This window comes from Gilliamella sp. X-46 (genome assembly GCF_057063525.1).
Genome location: NZ_JBXSQH010000007.1, coordinates 31,928 through 52,287, shown reverse-complemented (window position 1 = coordinate 52,287; position 20,360 = coordinate 31,928). Strand labels below are relative to the sequence as shown.

The 20,360-nt window shown below is 36.3% G+C and carries 19 protein-coding genes; 12 read left to right on the top strand and 7 right to left on the bottom strand.

Annotation, left to right across the window (positions count from 1 at the left end; translation table 11 throughout):
- Window positions 1–8: 8 nt before the first annotated feature.
- Window positions 9–794, bottom strand: a complete 786-nt coding sequence (fkpA, locus tag ACYIAJ_RS06720; protein ID WP_483560383.1) for an FKBP-type peptidyl-prolyl cis-trans isomerase — start codon at window positions 792–794, stop codon at window positions 9–11.
- 230 nt (window positions 795–1,024) lie between these two features.
- On the opposite strand from fkpA, the gene fabZ reads away from it, so the two are divergent.
- Genes fabZ through rnhB form a run of 4 tightly spaced genes read left to right on the top strand, consistent with a single transcriptional unit; the run spans window position 1,025 to window position 4,032 of the window.
- Window positions 1,025–1,471 (top strand): 3-hydroxyacyl-ACP dehydratase FabZ, encoded by a 447-nt coding sequence (fabZ, locus tag ACYIAJ_RS06715; RefSeq protein ID WP_091348040.1) that lies wholly within the window; start codon window positions 1,025–1,027, stop codon window positions 1,469–1,471.
- A gap of 43 nt (window positions 1,472–1,514) precedes the next feature.
- Window positions 1,515–2,294 carry an acyl-ACP--UDP-N-acetylglucosamine O-acyltransferase gene (gene lpxA, locus ACYIAJ_RS06710; RefSeq protein WP_091348037.1) on the top strand — a complete coding sequence of 260 codons (780 nt, stop codon included), beginning with the start codon at window positions 1,515–1,517 and terminating at the stop codon, window positions 2,292–2,294.
- Window positions 2,294–3,448 carry a lipid-A-disaccharide synthase gene (lpxB, locus tag ACYIAJ_RS06705; RefSeq protein ID WP_483560382.1) on the top strand — a complete coding sequence of 385 codons (1,155 nt, stop codon included), beginning with the start codon at window positions 2,294–2,296 and terminating at the stop codon, window positions 3,446–3,448. The genes lpxA and lpxB overlap by 1 nt, the downstream gene beginning before the upstream one ends.
- Window positions 3,442–4,032, top strand: coding sequence for a ribonuclease HII (gene rnhB / locus ACYIAJ_RS06700; RefSeq protein WP_483560425.1), 591 nt, complete (start codon window positions 3,442–3,444; stop codon window positions 4,030–4,032). The genes lpxB and rnhB overlap by 7 nt, the downstream gene beginning before the upstream one ends.
- Window position 4,033: 1 nt before the next feature.
- Here rnhB and ACYIAJ_RS06695 read toward each other — a convergent pair whose 3' ends face one another.
- Both ACYIAJ_RS06695 and ACYIAJ_RS06690 read right to left on the bottom strand, forming a co-directional pair.
- Window positions 4,034–4,633, bottom strand: coding sequence for a YiiX family permuted papain-like enzyme (locus ACYIAJ_RS06695; protein ID WP_483560381.1), 600 nt, complete (start codon window positions 4,631–4,633; stop codon window positions 4,034–4,036).
- 95 nt (window positions 4,634–4,728) lie between these two features.
- A complete protein-coding gene (locus tag ACYIAJ_RS06690) occupies window positions 4,729–6,018 on the bottom strand; it encodes an NAD(P)/FAD-dependent oxidoreductase (RefSeq protein WP_483560380.1) in 1,290 nt (429 codons plus the stop codon).
- A 348-nt stretch (window positions 6,019–6,366) separates the two neighbouring features.
- Between ACYIAJ_RS06690 and ACYIAJ_RS06685 the strand changes: the two genes are divergently transcribed.
- From ACYIAJ_RS06685 to rraA, 4 genes are all read left to right on the top strand, one after another.
- Window positions 6,367–7,338 (top strand): HlyD family secretion protein, encoded by a 972-nt coding sequence (locus ACYIAJ_RS06685; RefSeq protein ID WP_483560379.1) that lies wholly within the window; start codon window positions 6,367–6,369, stop codon window positions 7,336–7,338.
- The gene (locus ACYIAJ_RS06680; protein WP_483560378.1) at window positions 7,320–8,459 is read left to right on the top strand and encodes an ABC transporter permease; all 1,140 of its coding nucleotides are present in this window, start codon (window positions 7,320–7,322) and stop codon (window positions 8,457–8,459) included. Before ACYIAJ_RS06685 ends, ACYIAJ_RS06680 begins: the two co-directional genes overlap by 19 nt.
- Window positions 8,460–8,473: 14 nt before the next feature.
- Entirely contained in the window at window positions 8,474–9,613 is a 1,140-nt protein-coding gene (locus ACYIAJ_RS06675; protein ID WP_483560377.1) for an ABC transporter permease, read from the top strand.
- A gap of 363 nt (window positions 9,614–9,976) precedes the next feature.
- Window positions 9,977–10,468, top strand: coding sequence for a ribonuclease E activity regulator RraA (gene rraA, locus ACYIAJ_RS06670; RefSeq protein WP_483560424.1), 492 nt, complete (start codon window positions 9,977–9,979; stop codon window positions 10,466–10,468).
- An 85-nt stretch (window positions 10,469–10,553) separates the two neighbouring features.
- Here the strand turns inward: rraA and dprA are convergent, their stop codons facing one another.
- A complete protein-coding gene (dprA, locus tag ACYIAJ_RS06665) occupies window positions 10,554–11,660 on the bottom strand; it encodes a DNA-processing protein DprA (RefSeq protein WP_483560376.1) in 1,107 nt (368 codons plus the stop codon).
- A 155-nt stretch (window positions 11,661–11,815) separates the two neighbouring features.
- Here dprA and def point away from each other — a divergent pair, with 155 nt between their 5' ends.
- Entirely contained in the window at window positions 11,816–12,328 is a 513-nt protein-coding gene (def, locus tag ACYIAJ_RS06660) for a peptide deformylase (RefSeq protein ID WP_174796488.1), read from the top strand.
- A 44-nt stretch (window positions 12,329–12,372) separates the two neighbouring features.
- On the opposite strand, the gene grpE is transcribed toward def, so the two are convergent.
- Window positions 12,373–12,957, bottom strand: coding sequence for a nucleotide exchange factor GrpE (gene grpE, locus ACYIAJ_RS06655; RefSeq protein ID WP_483560375.1), 585 nt, complete (start codon window positions 12,955–12,957; stop codon window positions 12,373–12,375).
- A 157-nt stretch (window positions 12,958–13,114) separates the two neighbouring features.
- On the opposite strand from grpE, the gene nadK reads away from it, so the two are divergent.
- Complete coding sequence (gene nadK / locus ACYIAJ_RS06650; protein WP_483560374.1) at window positions 13,115–13,993, top strand: NAD(+) kinase; 879 nt, start codon at window positions 13,115–13,117, stop codon at window positions 13,991–13,993.
- A gap of 51 nt (window positions 13,994–14,044) precedes the next feature.
- Here the strand turns inward: nadK and ACYIAJ_RS06645 are convergent, their stop codons facing one another.
- A complete protein-coding gene (locus ACYIAJ_RS06645) occupies window positions 14,045–14,542 on the bottom strand; it encodes a phosphatidylglycerophosphatase A family protein (protein ID WP_483560373.1) in 498 nt (165 codons plus the stop codon).
- A 98-nt stretch (window positions 14,543–14,640) separates the two neighbouring features.
- The gene (argF, locus tag ACYIAJ_RS06640) at window positions 14,641–15,651 is read right to left on the bottom strand and encodes an ornithine carbamoyltransferase (RefSeq protein ID WP_483560372.1); all 1,011 of its coding nucleotides are present in this window, start codon (window positions 15,649–15,651) and stop codon (window positions 14,641–14,643) included.
- 270 nt (window positions 15,652–15,921) lie between these two features.
- Here argF and carA point away from each other — a divergent pair, with 270 nt between their 5' ends.
- The gene (gene carA, locus ACYIAJ_RS06635) at window positions 15,922–17,076 is read left to right on the top strand and encodes a glutamine-hydrolyzing carbamoyl-phosphate synthase small subunit (protein ID WP_483560371.1); all 1,155 of its coding nucleotides are present in this window, start codon (window positions 15,922–15,924) and stop codon (window positions 17,074–17,076) included.
- Between the two features lie 2 nt (window positions 17,077–17,078).
- Window positions 17,079–20,291, top strand: a complete 3,213-nt coding sequence (carB, locus tag ACYIAJ_RS06630) for a carbamoyl-phosphate synthase large subunit (RefSeq protein ID WP_483560370.1) — start codon at window positions 17,079–17,081, stop codon at window positions 20,289–20,291.
- The last annotated feature ends 69 nt before the right edge of the window (window positions 20,292–20,360 follow it).

Genomic DNA, 20,360 nt, shown 5'->3' with positions numbered 1-20,360 from the left:
GTTGATTATTATTCTGATTGCTCAGGTTTTGACTCTGACGTTGGTTCTTCATTTGTATCATTTTTATTATTATCAATACCAAGTAATTCAACTTCAAAGACTAATGTTGATGCTGGTTGGATTCCTGCCTTACCTTCTTGACCAGGAATGTTTTGATCGCCATAAGCTAGATCTGGTGGTACAACAAGTTTAATTTTACCACCAACACCAACTAGTTGGATGCCTTCAATCCAGCCTTTTATCACACCATTAAGAGGAAATTTAGCTGGTTCACTACGATCATAAGAACTGTCAAATTTACGTCCATCAGTTAAGGTACCTGTATAATGAACGATAACGGTATCATCGGCAGTCGGATGATGGTCTGAACCATTTTCCAAAATTTGATAAAGCAATCCAGATTTAGTTTTTTTAACACCATCTTTTTTAGCAAATTCTTCACGGAATTTGTCACCGGCAGCTGTATTTTCGGTTTTTTGTTTTTCAAAACGCGCTTGGCTTTCTTCTTGAATTCGTTTACCAAACGCTTCTAAGATAGTTTTAACTTCATCTTTACTTAGTTGTGATGCACCACTGAATGTTTCATTAAAACCACCAATTAAATACTTTTGATCTGGTTTAATTTCATTTTGTTCTAAATTTGTTTTCATGTATGTTGCAAATGATGAACCTAATGCATATGCTTCTTTCTGTGCATCTGTTGAAATTGTTATTTTATCTGTTTTTTTATCACAGCCAGCTAATGCCAATACAATTGCGCTACTTACTAAGGTCATTTTAATCAATGATTTCATTCTACTTCTCCAAGTTAGAAATTCTTTTAGATTGTTAATTCGACTATTATATATTATTTAACAAAAGATAATATAGTGTTTACCAATCATTTATTTAATAATTTATATTCTGTGCTGATAATAAAATTGGATAAGTAATATTTTGTACTTTAAATCATCCTTGAGTGAAAGAGGCTTCATCAGTTATAATGTATAAAATTTATAGCAAATAATGTATAAGGATAGCTATTTTGACTACCGAACTTAATGCCCTTGATATTGAAGAAATTATCAGTTTATTACCTCATCGTTATCCATTTTTAATGGTTGATCGCGTACTTAGTTACGAAAAAGGTAAAACATTAAAAGCGATAAAAAATGTTACTGTAAATGAACCATTCTTTCAGGGACACTTCCCTAATAAACCGATTTTCCCTGGTGTATTAATTTTAGAAGCTATGGCACAAGCTACAGGAATTTTGGCATTTAAAAGCATTGAAGAGTTATCTCCAGGGCAACTTTATTACTTCGCTTCAATTGACAAAGCACGTTTTAAACGTCCTGTTGTACCAGGTGATCAACTTGTGTTGGATGTTGAATATATTAAAGAGCGTCGTGGCATTGCGCTATTCCATGGTGTTGCAACCGTTGATGGCAAGTTAGTTTGCGAAGCTGAAATGATGTGTGCTCGTAAATAACATTTGGTATTTTACATATTCCAAATTGTTTTAAGGAAATACTATGGCAACAGAAATACACCCAAGTTCAGTCATTGAAAAAGGTGCTAAAATCGGCGATAACGTCAAAATTGGGCCTTTTTGTTTTATTGGTGCAAATGTTGAAATTGGTGACGGAACATTTTTAAAATCACACGTTGTCGTCAATGGTCACACTAAAATTGGTAAAGATAACCAAATTTATCAATTTGTCTCAATTGGTGAAGTAAACCAAGATTTAAAATATCGTGGAGAGCCAACGCGTACCGAAATTGGCGATCGCAATATGATTCGCGAAAGCGTTACTATTCACCGTGGTACGGTTCAAGGTGGTGAGTTAACTCGTGTCGGTAGTGATAATTTATTGATGATTAATGCCCACGTTGCGCACGATTGTTATATTGGTAATCACTGTATTTTAGCAAATAACGCCACCTTAGGTGGACATGTTCAATTAGACGATTATGTCATTGTTGGTGGCATGACAGCTGTTCATCAATTTTGTGTGATTGGATCGCATGTTATGATTGGCGGTTGTTCTGGCGTTGCGCAAGACGTTCCTCCTTATGTTATTGCCCAAGGTAATCATGCAACTCCTCATGGCGTAAATTATGAAGGCTTAAAGCGCAGAGGCTTTAGCAAAGATGCCTTACAGGCGATTCGCAATAGCTACAAAGTCCTTTATCGAAATGGCTTAACGTTGGACGAAGCTAAATCTGAAATTGCAACCATTGCCGAACAATATCCTGAAGCCCAACTCTTTGTTGACTTTTTTGCCCGTTCAACGCGTGGCATTATCCGTTAATGACCAACAAACCATTAACCATTGCCTTAGTCGCTGGAGAAACTTCTGGTGATATTCTTGGCTCGGGATTGATTCGTGCGCTAAAAAATCATCATCCCAACATTGAATTTGTTGGTATAGCAGGTCCTAAAATGCAAGCTGAAGGTTGTAAGGCTTGGTATGAAATGGATGAATTATCGGTTATGGGCATTGTTGAAGTATTGGGGCGATTACGTCGTATTTTATCTATTCGCCGAGATATCAATAAACGTCTTATTGAACTTAATCCCGATATATTTATTGGTATTGACGCACCTGATTTCAATCTTTCCCTAGAAGGTAAATTAAAACAAGCCGGTATTAAAACGATTCATTACGTTAGCCCCTCCGTTTGGGCTTGGAAGCAAAAACGAGTTTTCAAAATTAAACGTAATACCAATCTTATTTTGGCTTTTTTACCGTTTGAAAAAACTTTTTATGATAAATTTGATGTACCTTGCCGCTTTATTGGTCATAAGATGGCTGATGATATTCCAGTTAATCCAGATAAAATGGCTATTCGTCAACAATTAGATGTGCCACTAAATTGCCGTTGTTTAGCTTTATTACCCGGTAGTCGCCATGCAGAAGTGACATTATTATCGACTCCTTTTTTAGAAGCTGCGCAATTATTACGTCAACGTTATCCTGACTTACATATTGTTGTACCATTAGTGAATGAAAAAAGACGAAAAGAGTTTGAACAGATTAAAGCCGAAGTTGCACCAAAACTAGACATACAATTATTAGATGGCCATGCCCGTGAAGCAATGATTGCTAGCGATGCGGCAATTTTAGCCTCTGGTACTGTGGCTCTAGAATGTATGTTAGCCAAATGTCCTATGGTTGTTGGTTATAAAATGAAACCTTTCACATTTTGGCTCGCTAAAAAATTAATTAAAACTCCTTATGTCTCTTTACCTAACATTTTAGCTGGTAAAGCCCTGGTTCCAGAGTTATTACAGCAAGATTGCACTCCTGAAAATATCGCGAATCACATTATTCCTTTGTTAGAGGGGGATAATACTGAGCTAAAACAGACATTTTTATCTTTGCATAAACAAATCCGTTGTAATGCCGATGAGCAAGCGGCTAAAGCAGTGCTTGATGTATTAGAGGATGCACATTGTTGTTAGAATTTACCTATCCTGATGCCACATTAATTGCTGGTGTCGATGAAGTCGGACGCGGTCCACTTTGTGGTGATGTTGTTACTGCTGCCGTCATTTTAGATCCAAACAAGCCAATTAAAGGCTTAACTGACTCTAAAAAATTGACTGAAAAAAAGCGCGAACAACTGTTTGACATAATCCAACAAGATGCTTTAGCGTGGAATATTGCCCGAGCTTCAGTGGATGAAATCGATAAATTAAATATATTACATGCCACTATGCTAGCAATGCAGCGTGCTGTATCTGGATTAACTATTAAACCTAATTTTGTATTAGTTGATGGTAATCGTTGTCCTGATTTTGGTATTCAAACTCAAGCAGTCATTAAGGGAGATTTATTGGTAGCAGAGATTAGTGCTGCTTCAATTTTGGCTAAAGTTACACGTGATCGTGAGATGGTTGAGCTTGATAAGTTGTATCCACAATATGGCCTTGCTAAGCATAAAGGTTATCCAACTAAAGCGCATTTAGCGGCAATAAAAGAACATGGTATTAATCATTTATATCGTAAAAGTTTTTCACCAGTTAAGAGTTTAGCATTATTTTAATTCACCATTGTTTGTCAACCGTTATCAGCAAGGGGGAATTAAAAATAGAAACTGGTGAAATAACCGTTTCTTGATAAGGAATTTTGTTTCCATAACGTTCTTTTAGTTTTTGCTTCACGGCAGGTGATGAAAGATTAAAATCTTTGATAGTTTGTAATTGACCAATTTTCAATTTAAGTGCTTTATCATAAATTTTCCAGATTAACTCAGAACAATAGATATAATTATTGTCCCAACCAAACCAGATATCATAAGGTTTGCCTTCAAAACTACTTGCGACTCGCTTTAATTTAGCAATTTCGTTATTGGATAAATCGTGATTTTTTAAACGTTTTATGATGTATTTTTTATTTTTACCACGCGCAATCCAACTATTTAGCGGGGTATAAATTACTTTATTAGCAGCTTCAAAAACATATGGTTTGCCATTTTTAATGAAAATAATTCCCATATGACTGTATGGAGAGTTTGTAGCTTGTTCAACTGCCAAGCTTTGTCTTGATTGTGAGGATTGAAAAATAATATCACCATCTTGAGGTTTATAACTAGCAATACTAATAAAGCTAACTAAAGACAGCATAAACAATATAATAAAACGCATTAAATTTACCTTTGCCTGTAAATAATGCTATAAATTATAAAATAAAATAGCTACTTATAAAATAGTGTTTTGTAAGTAGCTATCTAAATGGGAAATTAGTCTTGATGAGTAAAGATAGAAGCAAATTTATTTTTATACATCTCTTTACTAGCTTTAACAAATCGAATTGTTTTGAAAATACCTAATAAGCTTGCTTGATGCATACGATACAACAGGCGATGAATAGTTAAAGCAAAAAATCCTTTAACATTCATTTCTCGTTTGCCTGCAATTTTAACCACACCTTGTGCTGTATCATGTAGAGAAATAATCGTTCCATTATCAGTATAATTAAACGATTTCAATGATTTATTATTCAATATGTTAACAATATTTTCATAACAGATTTTTGCCATCTGATGTGCAGCTTGCGCCGTAGCAGGAGCGGCTCGTCCGCTGTCTTGCATTGCGTAAGCACAATCACCAATAACAAAAATATCATCATCGCGCGTTGTTTGTAGTGTCGGTTTAACTACAAGTTGATTAGAACGGCTTGATTCTAAACCAGCAATGTCTTTTAGATAGTCAGGCGCTTTTACACCCGCAGTCCAGATCATAATATCAGCGTTGATGGTATCGCCTTCTTTTGGATAAAAGCCATCACTTTCCGCTTTAGTTATCATGGTTTTTGTTAACACATTAATACCACGTTTTTGTAATGTTTCGGTAATATCTAATGCTGTTTTTTCAGGTAACGCAGGTAAAATACGATCAGTTGCTTCAATAACCGATACATCTAGCAAATCAGAACACATTTTATTGCGTCCACAAGCACCAAATGTTTCAACCATATGAGGTAATTCTGAGGCTAATTCAACACCAGTTGCGCCACCACCAACAATAGCGATACGAATTTTATCTTCAGTTGTTGCTTCATCTTCATCAATAATAGAACAAAAACTAGAGAATTTTGCAATAAGTGTTTCACGTAAACGAATAGCGGCATTTTGATCATCTAAAAAGATACAATGTTCTTTAACACCTGGCGTACCAAAATCGTTTGAAGTACTGCCTATTGCCATAACTAAAATATCATATGGAATAGAAACAGATTCGTGATTTAAATTTTCAATAATAATTTGTTTTTCTTCACGATTAAGATTAGTAAACGTACCTTGATTAAATTGGAAATTGTGTTGTTGCCCTTGTTTTGCATAGTCAATTCTATCAGCTTGTTCGTTCAAAATACCAGTGGCAACTTCATGTAATAAAGGTTTCCATAGGTGATAACTATTTTTATCAATCAGTGTAATTTCAGCTTGGTTGCCTTTTCCTAGTTTATCGCCAAGGTCTGTAGCTAGTTCTAAACCCCCAGCTCCACCACCAATAATTATTATTTTTTTCATAAATTTCAAACCTTATCGTAATCAACTAAAAATATCATACTAAATAAGTAGGTTTTTATCTATTTCTTTTAACGAATATCATTTATAAACAAAACCTATTAAATTGATGTTTTGTTATTATTAAAATATATTTAAAACTCAAATGGAGTATAGTTGTATTTATTATTGATCGTGTTGATATATTCTTTTTTTTTAATAAAAATTTTTCTTTATTCATTAAAATAAAGCACTTTTCGTATAATTTGTAATACAGTAATCGTTACAATTTATAAATGTGAGATCTATAATGCATACCATCATCCTAATTGTTTAGGCCATATCTAATCATTATCACTCCATGCAAAATTTATGAATAAAAAAATTTTTATTATTATTGTGTTAATTGTTATTTTAATTTCAATGACAATTCTAATTCGATCACATAATAGCCAGCTTATATTACAAGGCGAGGTTGATGCACCTAATGTTAGTATTTCGTCAAAAGCGAAAGGGCGTGTGCAGGTAATACACGTCAATCGCGGTGATGATGTAAAACCAAGCGATATATTAATAACGCTTGATAGTCCAGAGCTATTAGCACAAGTCAAAGCGGCACAAGCGGCTTGCGACCAAGCACGAGCTCAAGTTGCACTTTCTGAACATGGAACACGTGAAGAAAGCATTCGCTATTATGAAGCGTTACTTCAACAAGCTAAAGTTGCTTATGATAATGCATCCAAAGAATATGATCGTAACAAAGTGATTTCGGCCAAAGGTTATGTTTCTCAATCGATTTTAGATAATGCATTAAAAACGCGTGATGCAGCCTTTCAACAAGTTCAGTCAGCACAAGCGAATTTAGATCAAGCCAAAAATGGTGATCGTATTGAACAACGTGAAATTTATGATGCTAAATTAAAAGAGGCTGAAGAGCAGCTTAAACAATTACAAATTCAATACGATGATTTACAAGTAAAAGCCCCTGTTGACGGTGAGGTTGGTTCAATACCAGCCGAAGTTGGCGAGTTATTTAATGCCAATAGTCCATTATTGACTGTAATTCAACTACCAAAAGCGTACTTTATATTTAATCTTCGTGAAAATATTATGCCTAATATTCATAAAGGCGATCATGTTAAGCTTGAAGTCCCAGCTCTTGGTAATAAAGAAGTTGAGGCTGAAGTTCGTTATATTGCACCCATGGGTGATTATGCAACAAAACGTGCAACACGAGCCACTGGTGATTTTGATTTAAAAACCTTTGAAGTTAGACTTTATCCAACAACTCCTATTGCCGGTTTACGTGCAGGTATGAGCACACTATGGAAATTAGACAACTAGTTTGGGATTTTTGGCACCGCTTCAAAGAAGCGTTTAACGCTGAAATACCTGCGATATTTAAGCGGTTTACTTTCCATTGGTTAATGTGGATCTTACCGCTAATTATTTTTATATTAATCAGTAGTATCTTTTATCGTGGTGTACTTTTTGATCTACCTGTTGGCTATATCGATAATGATAAAAGTGTTTTATCGCGTGAAATCGTGCGCGATCTTAATGCTGGAGCACATGCCAATCTGGTCAATTATGATAGCCAGCTTGCTGAGGCTGAACGTGATTTGCAAAAAGCAAAAATTTATGCCATTTTTTATATTCCACCGAATTTTGAAGCAGATGTATTAGCCGGTCGGCAGCCAACCCCAATGCTATATTATAACGCGTTATATTATAGTGCTGGGCTATATTCTATTATGGATTATTCTGGCCTAATTGCGGCATTAAATACCCAATACCGTAGCACAATGGCAACTAGTATTGGGATACCAGTACCTAAGCTTGCAAAAGTAAACTTTAATTATGATGGATTGTTTAATGCCAGTGGTAATTCAATGTACTTTCAACAATTTTCGGCTGTCGTGCATCTACTACAACTGTTTGTTGTCACAACAACGATTCATCTATTAGCACAATTACCAAAGCGGACTCGCCCTAATTATCCATTTGTTTTAGGGAAATTAGCGCCTTATACCATTTGGTTTACTATGTTGCTTATTTTCGAAATTGCGATGCTTGTTCTGTTTTCTCATGCTCGTGTATCCGGTTCGCCTTTTGCCATGGTGACGGTGGTATTTTTCTATGTGATTGCCGCTCAAAGTATTGGTATTTTTCTATACACTTTTACTAAAACCCCTATTGATGCTTATACTTATATAGGTATTTTAGTTGGACTTGCGTTAACTTATTCTGGTGTTGTTGTACCTGAATTATCTATGCCTTGGATTGCAAGGTTTATTTCATCACTAGAACCATTAACTTATGCTCTTAATAAGCTGTTCGATCTGTTTTTACGTCACTCTAGTTATCTTTCAGTGTTAAAAACCTGTGTTATTTTAATGGTCTACCCAATAATTATTACCGTGTTAGTGAGAAAACGTCTAGTAAGACGACTACATTCACAGTAAGAGGAAACACCAAGATGCTTAAAATATTTTGGTCTTCATTTATAAAAATATTTTTGCTTTTATTAGTTAGACCAATGTGGTTGTTGCTACTATTGTCTGTCTCATTGATGAGTTTAGTTTATAGTAATGGCACTATTACCAGTTTGCCGGTTGCGATAATCGATCAAGATCATACGCCAACCAGCCGAAGTTTAATTCGTTCTTTAAATACCAGTTCAAAAATAGAGACCATTATATATGAGAGCTCTCTGCAAGCTTATGATGATATTAATAATCACCGACTTTTTGCGGTATTTACGATTCCAAGAGATTTTGAAAAACGGTTATTAAATGGCGAAGAAGTGACAATACCTGCATATGGCGATGCTTCAAGTCGTTTAGCTAATGGTTTAATACAAGTCGATATAAAAGGGATCTATCAACAGATATTAACTCAATATAATACTCGAATAATGCGTAATAGTGGGTTTTCAGATAAACAGATCAATATTATTTTATCGCCAATAAATGGTCAAACAGAACCACTTTATAATCCAGGTGTCAGTTTTGCCGCTATTACCTTTCCGGGTTTATTAGTAATGTTATTGCAACATTCATTTTTAATTGCCTCAACACGTACTAATATTACATTAAACTCGTTACCGCAAGGTAAACCACCAAAAATTGTCATATTGGGTAGCTTGTGTGGTCTTATACCGGTATGGTTATTTTTATCCATTGTACTGTTTGGTTTGTGGCCTTGGGTACTTGGTTATCGACAGCTTGCAAATATACCTGAAATTCTAATTATGACATTCCCATTGTTACTTGGTGTTTTAGGATTAAGTAAATTACTGACAGAATGTTTACGTAAAACTGAAATGATTTATCTCACACTTGCATTTTTGACAACACCAGTATTTTATTTATCAGGTACAATTTGGCCACTTGATGCCATGCCATTTGGGGTACAAATTGTTTCCAAAATGTTACCATCAACTTGGGCAACCAATATGATTGCAGGTGTAAACCAAATGGGCTTAGGCTTACTTGATAATTTATTCAATGTTTTTATGATTTTATTGTTGGGGATCATATATGGTTCACTTGGTTTTTTTATTGCAGCATTGAGGGAAGGTCGAGTAAGACGATTCTTAAAGAGCTATCGAACGTAAAACTAGAAAAGTAACATAATAAGTAAAACATGATTAACGTTTAAAATGCAAAAATAATATAGTGTCTTATATGTGAAGACTTAATTTTGCCAATCAACTTTATGGCTATATTTGGAAAGTGGTTTATTTATACCAACATTACCACTATTTAACAAACATATTGATTCGGTTTTACAATTTAATTAACACAAAGACGGGATACTTTTTTATTACTATGGTCAAACTTGCTTTATTGACTAATTTACTTTATTGTTTGAGTATTATTTTGAGCTAGCTCACGTTTATTTAAATTTAATATCGTTTTACTCAATGTTAGCGTTATACTAAATTTAATTAAAAATGACAGCAAAAGGAGAGTAGGTGATGGAGTTTGATACTTCAATTCTTTGCGATTATTACCCTGAAGATGTTAACGTAGTTGAACCAATATTTAGTAATTTTGGTGGTGTGACATCATTTTCAGGTCAAGCTGTAACAGTTAAGTGTTTTGAAGATAACGGGTTACTATACGAAATTTTACAATCAGATGGCTCAGGTAAAATTTTAGTGATTGATGGTGGAGGTTCTGTTCGTCGTGCATTAATTGATGCTGAACTGATTGATATCGCAATTCAAAATCAATGGGCAGGCATTATTGTTTATGGTGCAGTTCGCCAAGTTGATTATTTGGCAGAAGCTGACATTGGCATTCAAGCACTTGCAGCCATCCCAGTTGGAGCCGAAGATCAAGGTGTTGGTGAAATCGATATTCGTGTGAATTTTGGTGGGGTGACCTTCTTTTCTGGCGATTTTATCTATGCTGACAACACAGGTATTATCTTATCTGAAATTGCACTTGAAATTGAAGATAAATAAAAATAGGCATACCGCCGATAAGTATCGGCGGATTCTATTGATAAATAAATTATTTTCTAAAATTTTTAACAAAATAAGTCTATTTTTAAAGCGTTCGATTACGAATATAACCACCAGTCACCGTTTTAATTAACCCTTTTAATTCCATATCTAATAATTTGGTCGTCACTTCTGAAATTGACATATTGATTTGCTGAGCAATCATATCAATCGGAATAGGTTGATGATGAATCACTGCAAAAATTTCAGGATATAAAATAGAATTATTTTGTTCTTCTTTTAGTTGATTATACGAGTTATTGGCAACTGATAAATAACTACAATAATGCTCTAAAATATCAGCCGGTTTAGAAACTAAATAGGCGCCTTGTTTAATTAAATAGTGTGTTCCACTACAGTTTTCATTATTAATGTCACCCGGTAAAGCAAATACATCGCGATTTTGCTCAAGTGCATAGCGCGCAGTAATTAACGAGCCGCTTTTTTCTGAAGCTTCAACCACAAAGGTACCTAAACTTAATCCACTAATAATTCGATTTCGACGAGGGAAATAGACTGATCTAGCCTTTTCAAATGGCAAAAATTCGGACACAATTGCACCATTTTGCGCCAAAATATCATTTGCTAAGTTTAAATTTGATCTTGGTGCAATCTTTGCTAAACCACTACCTAACACCGCAATTGTATGACCCGACACCTCAAGTGCACCACGATGACAAATTGCATCTAACCCCAGCGCCAAACCACTGGTTATGGTTAAACCATTAATAGCCAATTCACCTGCGAAATATCGCCCCCATTGAGCTCCATATTCACTAAATTCACGGCTTCCAACCATAGCCAGTTGAGGAGAATGTAATAACTGTCGATTACCTAAAACAAACAGTAACAAAGGCGGAGAGCAGATTTGTTTGAGTAACAACGGATAATCACTATCACAATAGGCAATAAGATGTTTTTGTGAGCTGGGAGAATCTAACCATTCAAGTATTGGTTCAAAATGAAGATATGAAGTTTCATAAAAACGCGCTAATTGAACATCTAATAAGCCCAGCTTATCTAACAAAAAAGGCACATTTTGTATTTTATCAGGTAAATCATTTGCAAAAAGTTGTCCAATTTTTTTAAAAATAGCTTGTTTGCCATGTCCAAGCATTGAAATTCGTAATAAGAACTCATATTTACTCATCATAACTTTTTGCACTCATTTTAAATAATTTAACTATCTTGAATTGATAAGATAAATACTAGCAATAGCCAACAAGGACTATTCATCAGTATGATAAATGTTTACAATGAGCAATTGATTGAATAAACCCGAAATTTGAGGAGTAGATCGAATAATTTATGGCTATTTTACCGGTATTACGTTTTCCTGATGAGCGGCTTCGCAAAGTTGCTAAACCTGTTACCCAGTTCACCCCTGAGTTACAAACGATCATTGATAATATGATCGAAACCATGTACGACGAAAACGGTATTGGGCTTGCTGCAACCCAAGTGGATGTGCATGAGCAAATTATTGTGATTGATGTATCAGAAGATAAAAGTCAAGTTTATGTGATTATCAATCCAGAAGTCATTAGTCAAGAAGGTGAAACCGGTATAGAAGAAGGTTGCCTATCAGTACCTGATTGTCGAGGTTTTGTACCGAGGGCTGAAAAAATCAAAATCAAAGCGCTTGATCGTCATGGTAATCCTTATGAAATTGACGCCGACGAGCTATTAGCTATCTGTATTCAGCACGAAATGGATCACTTAAAAGGTAAACTCTTTGTTGATTATCTTTCACCATTAAAACGTCAACGAATCGAGCAAAAAATGAAAAAGCTTACCCGCGAAGAGCAACGGAATAAATAAACTTAACCGCCAAAGTGGTTGGCGGTTACCTGATTTAAACTAAATTATTTAGCAACAATGACCATCGCAGGACGAATTAAACGACCATTTAAGGTATAACCTTTTTGAATCGTATTAACAATTTGGCCTGATTGATGTTCTGGTGATTCAACCATGCTTATCGCTTGATGTACATCGGGATTTAATTGTGAATCTTCGGTATTAATCACTTCAATACCAAATTTTTTGACCGTATCTAAGAATGATTTTAATGTCAATTCTAACCCTTCAACAGTGGCTTTATGTTCAGGATTAGCTTTGTCTGTTGATTCTAAAGCGCGTTCTAGATTATCGATAACCGGTAATAATTCATTAGAGAATTTTTCTAGTGCAAATTTTCGTGCTTTATCAACATCTTGCTCAACACGTTTACGAACATTATCAATTTCAGCCCGTGCACGAATCATAGCTTCGCTTTCATTTTTTTTCGCCAATTGTAAGGCTTGCTCAAGCTCTGCAATGCGTGCATCTTTTGCGCTTAATTGTTCTTCAAGATTTGGCTGTGACGCTACTTCTTGTTCGATGGTATCTTCTGCTGGTGTGTCAATGCTAGTTTCATTTTCTGACGTATTTTTATCTTGTTCTGTCATAAGGTACTCCAAATAATGTAGTCGAAAACTTAGTGAATAACGGTTATTATGGGGACAATTTTTATGATTACAAGCTTATCAGTACATTGATATGTAATTTTTTGACCTGTCACGAAAAAATACATAGTGTTTATATAACAAATTACAAGGATATTTTATGCAAACACCATTTAAATGCATTGGTCTAATTGGACTTCCGCGTAAGTTAGAAGCAATTGAAACCCATCAAGTGCTTTATGATTGGCTTGTTAATCTTGGTATTCGTGTGTTAGTGGAAGATCGCTTGGCGGAGCACATCCAATTCCCCGTTAGCCATTACGCCTCGTTAGAAACAATTGGCCAGCAAGCTGACCTAGCCATTGTTGTAGGCGGGGATGGCAATATGTTACGTTCCGCGCGTTATTTATCACCATATAAAATCAAAGTGATCGGTGTTAATCGTGGCAATTTAGGTTTTTTAACCGACATATCACACGAACAAGTGATTGAACAATTAAGCCCTGTGATTGCCGGCAAATATGACGATGACCCTCGTTTTTTACTCGAAGTTTCTATTTATGACAAAGGCAATTTAATTAATTCGAGTTTTGCCGTAAACGAAATTGTTGTGACCCCAAATACGGTTGCCCACATGATTGACTATGATGTGTACATTAATGAACGCAATGCGTTTTCACAGCGAGCTGATGGGCTGATTATTGCAACACCGACAGGCTCTACCGCTTATTCACTATCGGCGGGTGGGCCAATTTTAGCACCTCATTTAGACGCATTAATTATTACACCAATGTTTCCGCATTCATTAGCTGTCAGACCATTGGTCATCAAGGGCGATGTGCCTATTCATCTTAAATTTCCAACGACAGCACTTGATTTAAATATCGCTTGTGATAGCCAAATTATTTTACCGGTCAAACCAACACAAGATGTGATTATTCGTCGATCTTCGTATGAATTTAATTTGATTCATACCAAAGATTATGATTACTTTAATAATCTTTCAACCAAATTAGGTTGGTCACAAAAGATGTTTTAGTTTTTTGTCGAAACTTTCAGGAAAGTATTCGTTTTAGTATAAAATTTCATTTTAAATAATCAATGTTGTGGCATAAACGGTGAATGATGAAAAGATAGCTGCAATCACATCATCTACCATAATGCCAAATCCACCGGGTACACGTTTATCAAACCAGCGAATTGGCCAAGGTTTTGCCATGTCAAACACTCTAAATGCCACGAAAGCTATGGCAACCCAACTAACTGAAAGTTGCGGAATAAAAAATAGGGTGATCCACATGCCGACAAATTCATCCCAAACGATATGCCCTGAATCGTGAGTATGTGTATCATCCGAGGTTTTTTGACAAATAAAACAACCAAAAATAAAAGTCACTAAAATAAATATCCAGTATAAAGCTGGCTGTAAACCATAAAACAAAAGCCATAAGGGGATAGCCATTAATGAACCCATGGTACCCGGCATAATCGGTGACATGCCGCTACCTAATCCAACTGCTAAAAAATGAATGGGATTAGTCAGTTTTAGGTATTTTTTAAAATCTGTATTGCGCTCTTGTTTGGTCATGATTCAATATTCTTTTAGATAAAATTATGCCGACATTACGTCGGCAAAAAGAAAGGTGCTTATTTTAACAAAACACCTTTGTATTGATTATGACAATATTATTCGTCTTTGGTTAATGTTGCAACCATTACCGCTTTAATGGTATGTAACCTGTTTTCAGCTTCGTCAAATACAATACTATGCTCAGACTCAAATACGCTATCTGTTACCTCAAGCCCATTGGTTAAGCCATATTGTGCTGCCATTTGTTTACCCATTGTCGTATTCATATCATGAAAAGCTGGCAAGCAGTGCATAAATTTGACATTTGGATTATTGGTAAGTTTGATTACATTGTCATTCACTTGATAAGGCGTTAATAATTTAACTCGCTCATCCCAAACTTCCTTAGGCTCACCCATTGATACCCATACATCAGTATATAAAAAGTCGACGTCTTTAACGCCCAAAATCACATCTTCAGTTAAGATAATTTTTGCACCTGTTATTTTGGCAATATCTTGGCACTTTTGCACAAGTTCGGCTTCCGGCTGACAAGCTTTTGGTGCAACTAATCGAATTTCCATCCCCATTAAAGCTGCACCTTCCATTAATGAATTTCCCATATTATTCCGAGCATCGCCTAAATAGGCAAATTTAATTCTGCTTAATGGGCGATCTCCTATATGCTCTTTCATTGTCATAAAATCGGCTAATATTTGGGTTGGATGTGCTTCGGTCGTTAAGCCATTCCAGACTGGCACACCTGCATATTTTGCTAACGTTTCAACAATTTCTTGACCATAACCACGATATTCAATTCCATCATACATTCGACCTAGCACGCGCGCGGTATCTGCAATTGATTCTTTATGTCCAATTTGGCTACCACTAGGTCCTAAATAAGTGACATTCGCACCTTGATCAAATGCACCAACCTCGAAAGCACAACGAGTACGGGTAGAGTCTTTCTCAAAAATTAACGCGATATTTTTACCTATCAAATGTTGTTGTTCTTGCCCTTGTTGTTTGGCTTGTTTTAATTCAATGGCAAGATTAATTAATTGATTGATTTCGGTAGGGGTAAAATCGAGTAATCGTAAAAAATGGCGCTGATAAAAACCGTGCATAATATTGCTCCTAATAACCGTAATTATTCAAAAGATTCTATTTGAATAATTATGCAAATTCAAGCTAAACATTATAATAATCCCAATATTTTAGCTTATGTTGAGAAATGTCTAAAAAATTAGACTTGTTTATTAAGATAATTTTTATAATATTGCTTCTTTTGTACAAAAAAGTGTAATAAAATGACCAATTATTGTATCCTTACAGATAAGTAAATTTGAATTTATATTCAAAAATAACGACAATTTATTCAAAAGGTCTTTTTTATCATGCAAACTTATGCCCTCCTTATGTTACAAGATGGTTCGCAATTTATCGGAAAATCGATTGGTGCTGATGGACACACTGTTGGGGAAGTAGTATTTAACACCTCCATGACCGGCTATCAAGAAATCCTTACTGATCCTTCTTACTGTGAACAATTGGTTACATTGACTTACCCTCATATTGGTAATGTCGGGACAAATGATGATGATGCCGAATCCAGCCAAGTTTATGCAAAAGGGTTGATTATTCGTGATTTGCCATTATTAGCCAGTAACTATCGAAGCGAACTCGATCTTTCCAGCTATTTAAAAAAGCATAATGTTATTGCCATTGCCGATATTGATACGCGGCGCTTAACGCGTATCTTGCGTGAAAAAGGATCCCAGCATGGTGTTATAATAACATCAACGGATAAAAAGACTTTACTTGAAAAAGCCGAAATAGCCAAACAACAGGCAATAAATTTTAAAGGATTAAGTGGGCTTGATTTAGCTAAAGAAGTGACGTGTTCAACAAGTTATATTTGGACTCAAGGCATATGGACAAGACTGCCGTCTAATCCAATGCCAGAAAACCAATTACCATACCATGTTGTTGCTTATGATTTTGGCGTAAAACGCAATATCCTGCGCATGTTAGTTGAGCGTGGTTGTAAATTAACTGTCGTACCAGCCAAAACGACAGCAGAAGCAGTCCTTGCATTAAAGCCCGATGGCATATTCTTATCTAATGGCCCAGGTGATCCAGCTCCTTGCCGTTATGCAATTGAGGCTATTAAGCAGTTTTTAAATACTGACATTCCTATCTTTGGCATCTGCTTAGGCCATCAACTTTTAGCGCTGGCATGTGGGGCAAAAACAATTAAAATGAAGTTTGGTCATCATGGCGGAAATCACCCCGTTAAAGATCTTGAAAATAATCGGGTGATGATCACCGCCCAAAATCATGGTTTTGCGGTAGATGAAACAAGTTTACCTGCTTATCTAAGAGCCACTCATAAATCACTATTTGATGGTTCACTGCAAGGTATTCATCACAATTACAAACCAGCTTTTAGTTTCCAAGGTCACCCAGAAGCCAGTCCAGGGCCACATGATGCCGCACCTCTTTTTGATCACTTTATTGAGTTAATTAAAATTTATAAGCAGGAGCAATAATTATGGCTAAGCGAACAGATATCAACAGTATATTAATTATTGGCGCAGGCCCAATTGTTATTGGTCAAGCATGTGAATTTGATTATTCGGGTGCACAAGCATGTAAGGCGCTACGTGAAGAAGGCTATCGCGTTATTTTAGTTAACTCCAATCCTGCTACTATCATGACGGATCCTGAAATGGCCGATGCAACTTATATCGAGCCAATTCATTGGACATCCGTTCGCAAGATTATTGAACAAGAAAGACCCGATGCTATTTTACCGACTATGGGTGGGCAAACAGCGCTAAATTGTGCATTAGAGCTCGAAAAGCAAGGCGTATTAAAAGAATTTAATGTCGAAATGATTGGTGCAACAGCCGATGCTATAGATAAAGCCGAAGATCGCAAACGGTTTGATGAAGCCATGAAAAAAATTGGCCTTGATACCGCACGATCAGGTATTGCGCATTCGCTTAAAGAAGCTTATGCCGTTCTTGAGCAGGTTGGTTTTCCCTGTATTATTCGCCCGTCCTTTACCATGGGAGGAACGGGGGGCGGAATTGCGTATAACACAGAAGAATTTGAAGAAATCTGTACCCGTGGGCTCGATCTTTCACCGACTAATGAACTGCTCATCGATGAATCATTGATAGGCTGGAAAGAGTACGAAATGGAAGTGGTGAGAGACAAAAATGACAATTGTATTATTGTTTGCTCAATTGAAAACTTCGATCCAATGGGCATTCACACTGGTGATTCAATTACCGTTGCGCCAGCACAAACATTGACGGACAAAGAGTATCAAATCATGCGTAATGCATCAATTGCCGTACTGCGTGAAATTGGCGTTGAAACTGGTGGCTCCAATGTACAATTCTCGGTTGATCCTAAAACCGGGCGATTAATTGTTATTGAGATGAATCCGCGAGTATCACGTTCATCAGCGTTAGCTTCTAAAGCTACTGGCTTTCCAATTGCTAAAATCGCTGCTAAGTTGGCAGTTGGCTATACTCTTGATGAATTATCGAATGATATTACAGGCGGTAAAACACCTGCCTCATTTGAACCGTCGATTGATTATGTGGTCACTAAAATCCCACGCTTTAATTTTGAAAAGTTTGCTGGTTGTAACGATCGTTTAACCACGCAAATGAAATCGGTTGGTGAAGTCATGGCTATTGGGCGTACTTTTCAAGAATCATTACAAAAAGCATTGCGAGGGCTTGAGGTTGGCGCTTCAGGATTTGATCCTAAAATTGACGATTATACCGATGAAAAAAATATCACCAAAATTCGTTATGAACTCCAAGAAGCGGGCGCCGATCGTATATGGTATATTGCCGATGCCTTTAGGGCTGGATTGAGTTTAGATGAGATTTTTACATTAACCAATATAGATCCTTGGTTTTTAGTGCAAATTGAAGAGCTGGTTAGTTTTGAAAACAAGCTAAAAGAGCAGTCACTTGCACAGCTTGATCCAGAAACATTATGGCAATTAAAACGTAAAGGTTTTTCAGATTTACGCATTGCCAAACTACTTAATACCACTGAGCAATCGGTTCGCAATTTACGTTATCAATATCATATTCATCCCGTTTATAAGCGGGTAGATACCTGTGCGGCTGAATTTGCAACGGATACTGCTTACCTTTATTCAACCTATGAGCAAGAGTGTGAAGCCAATCCTCAATTTAACCGTAAAAAAATTATGATCCTAGGTGGTGGTCCTAATCGAATTGGTCAAGGTATCGAGTTTGATTATTGCTGTGTGCATGCGGCATTAGCTCTGCGTGAGGATGGTTATGAAACCATTATGGTTAACTGCAACCCAGAAACTGTGTCAACCGATTATGATACTTCTGATCGCCTCTATTTTGAGCCAGTCACGCTTGAAGATGTGCTTGAGATTGCGCATGTTGAAAAGCCAAATGGTGTTATTGTGCAATATGGTGGACAAACACCACTAAAACTCGCCCGCGCACTTGAAGTCGCAGGTCTACCTATTATTGGTACCTCACCAGATGCTATCGATAAAGCCGAAGATCGTCAACGCTTTCAAGAAGTTGTCGATAAACTGAAATTAAAACAACCTGTCAACGCAACAGTGACTGATATTAATGAGGCAGTCATCAAAGCAGAAAAAATAGGTTATCCATTAGTGGTTAGACCTTCTTATGTATTAGGGGGGCGCGCAATGGAAATTGTTTATAATGAACAAGATTTACGCCGTTATTTTAAAACAGCCGTAAGCGAATCAAATAATGCGCCTGTTTTACTCGATCACTTTTTAGATGATGCCATTGAAGTTGATATCGATGTGATTGCTGATGGCGAACAAATTGTGATTGGTGGCATTATGGAACATATTGAACAAGCAGGCATTCACTCTGGTGATTCCGCTTGCTCACTGCCAACCCACACCTTAACTGTAGAGATTTTAGATAAACTACGACAGCAGGCCAAACAATTGGCACTTGAACTTAATGTAAAAGGCTTAATGAATGGACAATTTGCTATTAAAGATAACCAAATTTATTTGATTGAAATTAATCCTCGTGCAGCACGTACCGTACCGTTTGTCTCAAAAGCAACAGGTTTACCACTGGCTAAAATTGCCGCTCGCGTGATGACAGGGCAATCGCTTGCCAAGCAAAATGTGACTAAAGAGGTGATTCCAGCTTATTATTCGGTAAAAGAAGTGGTATTGCCATTTAATAAATTCAGTGGTGTTGATCCAATCTTAGGTCCAGAAATGCGCTCAACGGGGGAAGTGATGGGAATCGGTAAAACTTTTGCTGAAGCCTTTGCTAAAGCGCAACTTGGTAGCTTATCCAATATGAAAAAATCAGGAAAAGCATTATTATCGGTTCGTGATCAGGATAAAACAAGGCTGTTAGAAGTCGCTAAGCGATTAATTGCCCATGGATTTAGTATTGACGCAACTATCGGCACGGCAAAAGTGTTACAACAAGCAAATATACCATGCCAAATTGTAAAAAAAGAAAACGAAGGGCGACCGAATATCCATGATCACATAAAAAATGGCGAGTACAGCTATATTCTTAATACCACCTCTGGACGAGCAGCCATTGAAGCGTCAAAAATATTGCGTCGAAGTGCTATTCAATATAAGGTACATTACGACACCACCATGAATGCTGCCTATGCCACAACGGCAGCACTTAATTACGATCCGGCACAAACTGTAACGCCATTACAGCAACTTTATTGATAAACAAAAAGACCAAGACGAGCAATGCTCGTCTTTAAAAATCCTTGCCATGATATAATAACTTTGCAA

What these genes read in the sequence shown, in the direction of transcription:
- fkpA (WP_483560383.1), bottom strand. Translation starts at nt 794, where the DNA reads ATGAAATCATTGATTAAAATGACCTTAGTAAGTAGCGCAATTGTATTG.
- lpxA (WP_091348037.1), top strand. Translation starts at nt 1,515, where the DNA reads ATGGCAACAGAAATACACCCAAGTTCAGTCATTGAAAAAGGTGCTAAA.
- lpxB (WP_483560382.1), top strand. Translation starts at nt 2,294, where the DNA reads ATGACCAACAAACCATTAACCATTGCCTTAGTCGCTGGAGAAACTTCT.
- ACYIAJ_RS06695 (WP_483560381.1), bottom strand. Translation starts at nt 4,633, where the DNA reads ATGCGTTTTATTATATTGTTTATGCTGTCTTTAGTTAGCTTTATTAGT.
- ACYIAJ_RS06690 (WP_483560380.1), bottom strand. Translation starts at nt 6,018, where the DNA reads ATGAAAAAAATAATAATTATTGGTGGTGGAGCTGGGGGTTTAGAACTA.
- ACYIAJ_RS06685 (WP_483560379.1), top strand. Translation starts at nt 6,367, where the DNA reads ATGAATAAAAAAATTTTTATTATTATTGTGTTAATTGTTATTTTAATT.
- ACYIAJ_RS06680 (WP_483560378.1), top strand. Translation starts at nt 7,320, where the DNA reads ATGGAAATTAGACAACTAGTTTGGGATTTTTGGCACCGCTTCAAAGAA.
- ACYIAJ_RS06675 (WP_483560377.1), top strand. Translation starts at nt 8,474, where the DNA reads ATGCTTAAAATATTTTGGTCTTCATTTATAAAAATATTTTTGCTTTTA.
- rraA (WP_483560424.1), top strand. Translation starts at nt 9,977, where the DNA reads ATGGAGTTTGATACTTCAATTCTTTGCGATTATTACCCTGAAGATGTT.
- dprA (WP_483560376.1), bottom strand. Translation starts at nt 11,660, where the DNA reads ATGATGAGTAAATATGAGTTCTTATTACGAATTTCAATGCTTGGACAT.
- def (WP_174796488.1), top strand. Translation starts at nt 11,816, where the DNA reads ATGGCTATTTTACCGGTATTACGTTTTCCTGATGAGCGGCTTCGCAAA.
- grpE (WP_483560375.1), bottom strand. Translation starts at nt 12,957, where the DNA reads ATGACAGAACAAGATAAAAATACGTCAGAAAATGAAACTAGCATTGAC.
- nadK (WP_483560374.1), top strand. Translation starts at nt 13,115, where the DNA reads ATGCAAACACCATTTAAATGCATTGGTCTAATTGGACTTCCGCGTAAG.
- ACYIAJ_RS06645 (WP_483560373.1), bottom strand. Translation starts at nt 14,542, where the DNA reads ATGACCAAACAAGAGCGCAATACAGATTTTAAAAAATACCTAAAACTG.
- argF (WP_483560372.1), bottom strand. Translation starts at nt 15,651, where the DNA reads ATGCACGGTTTTTATCAGCGCCATTTTTTACGATTACTCGATTTTACC.
- carA (WP_483560371.1), top strand. Translation starts at nt 15,922, where the DNA reads ATGCAAACTTATGCCCTCCTTATGTTACAAGATGGTTCGCAATTTATC.
- carB (WP_483560370.1), top strand. Translation starts at nt 17,079, where the DNA reads ATGGCTAAGCGAACAGATATCAACAGTATATTAATTATTGGCGCAGGC.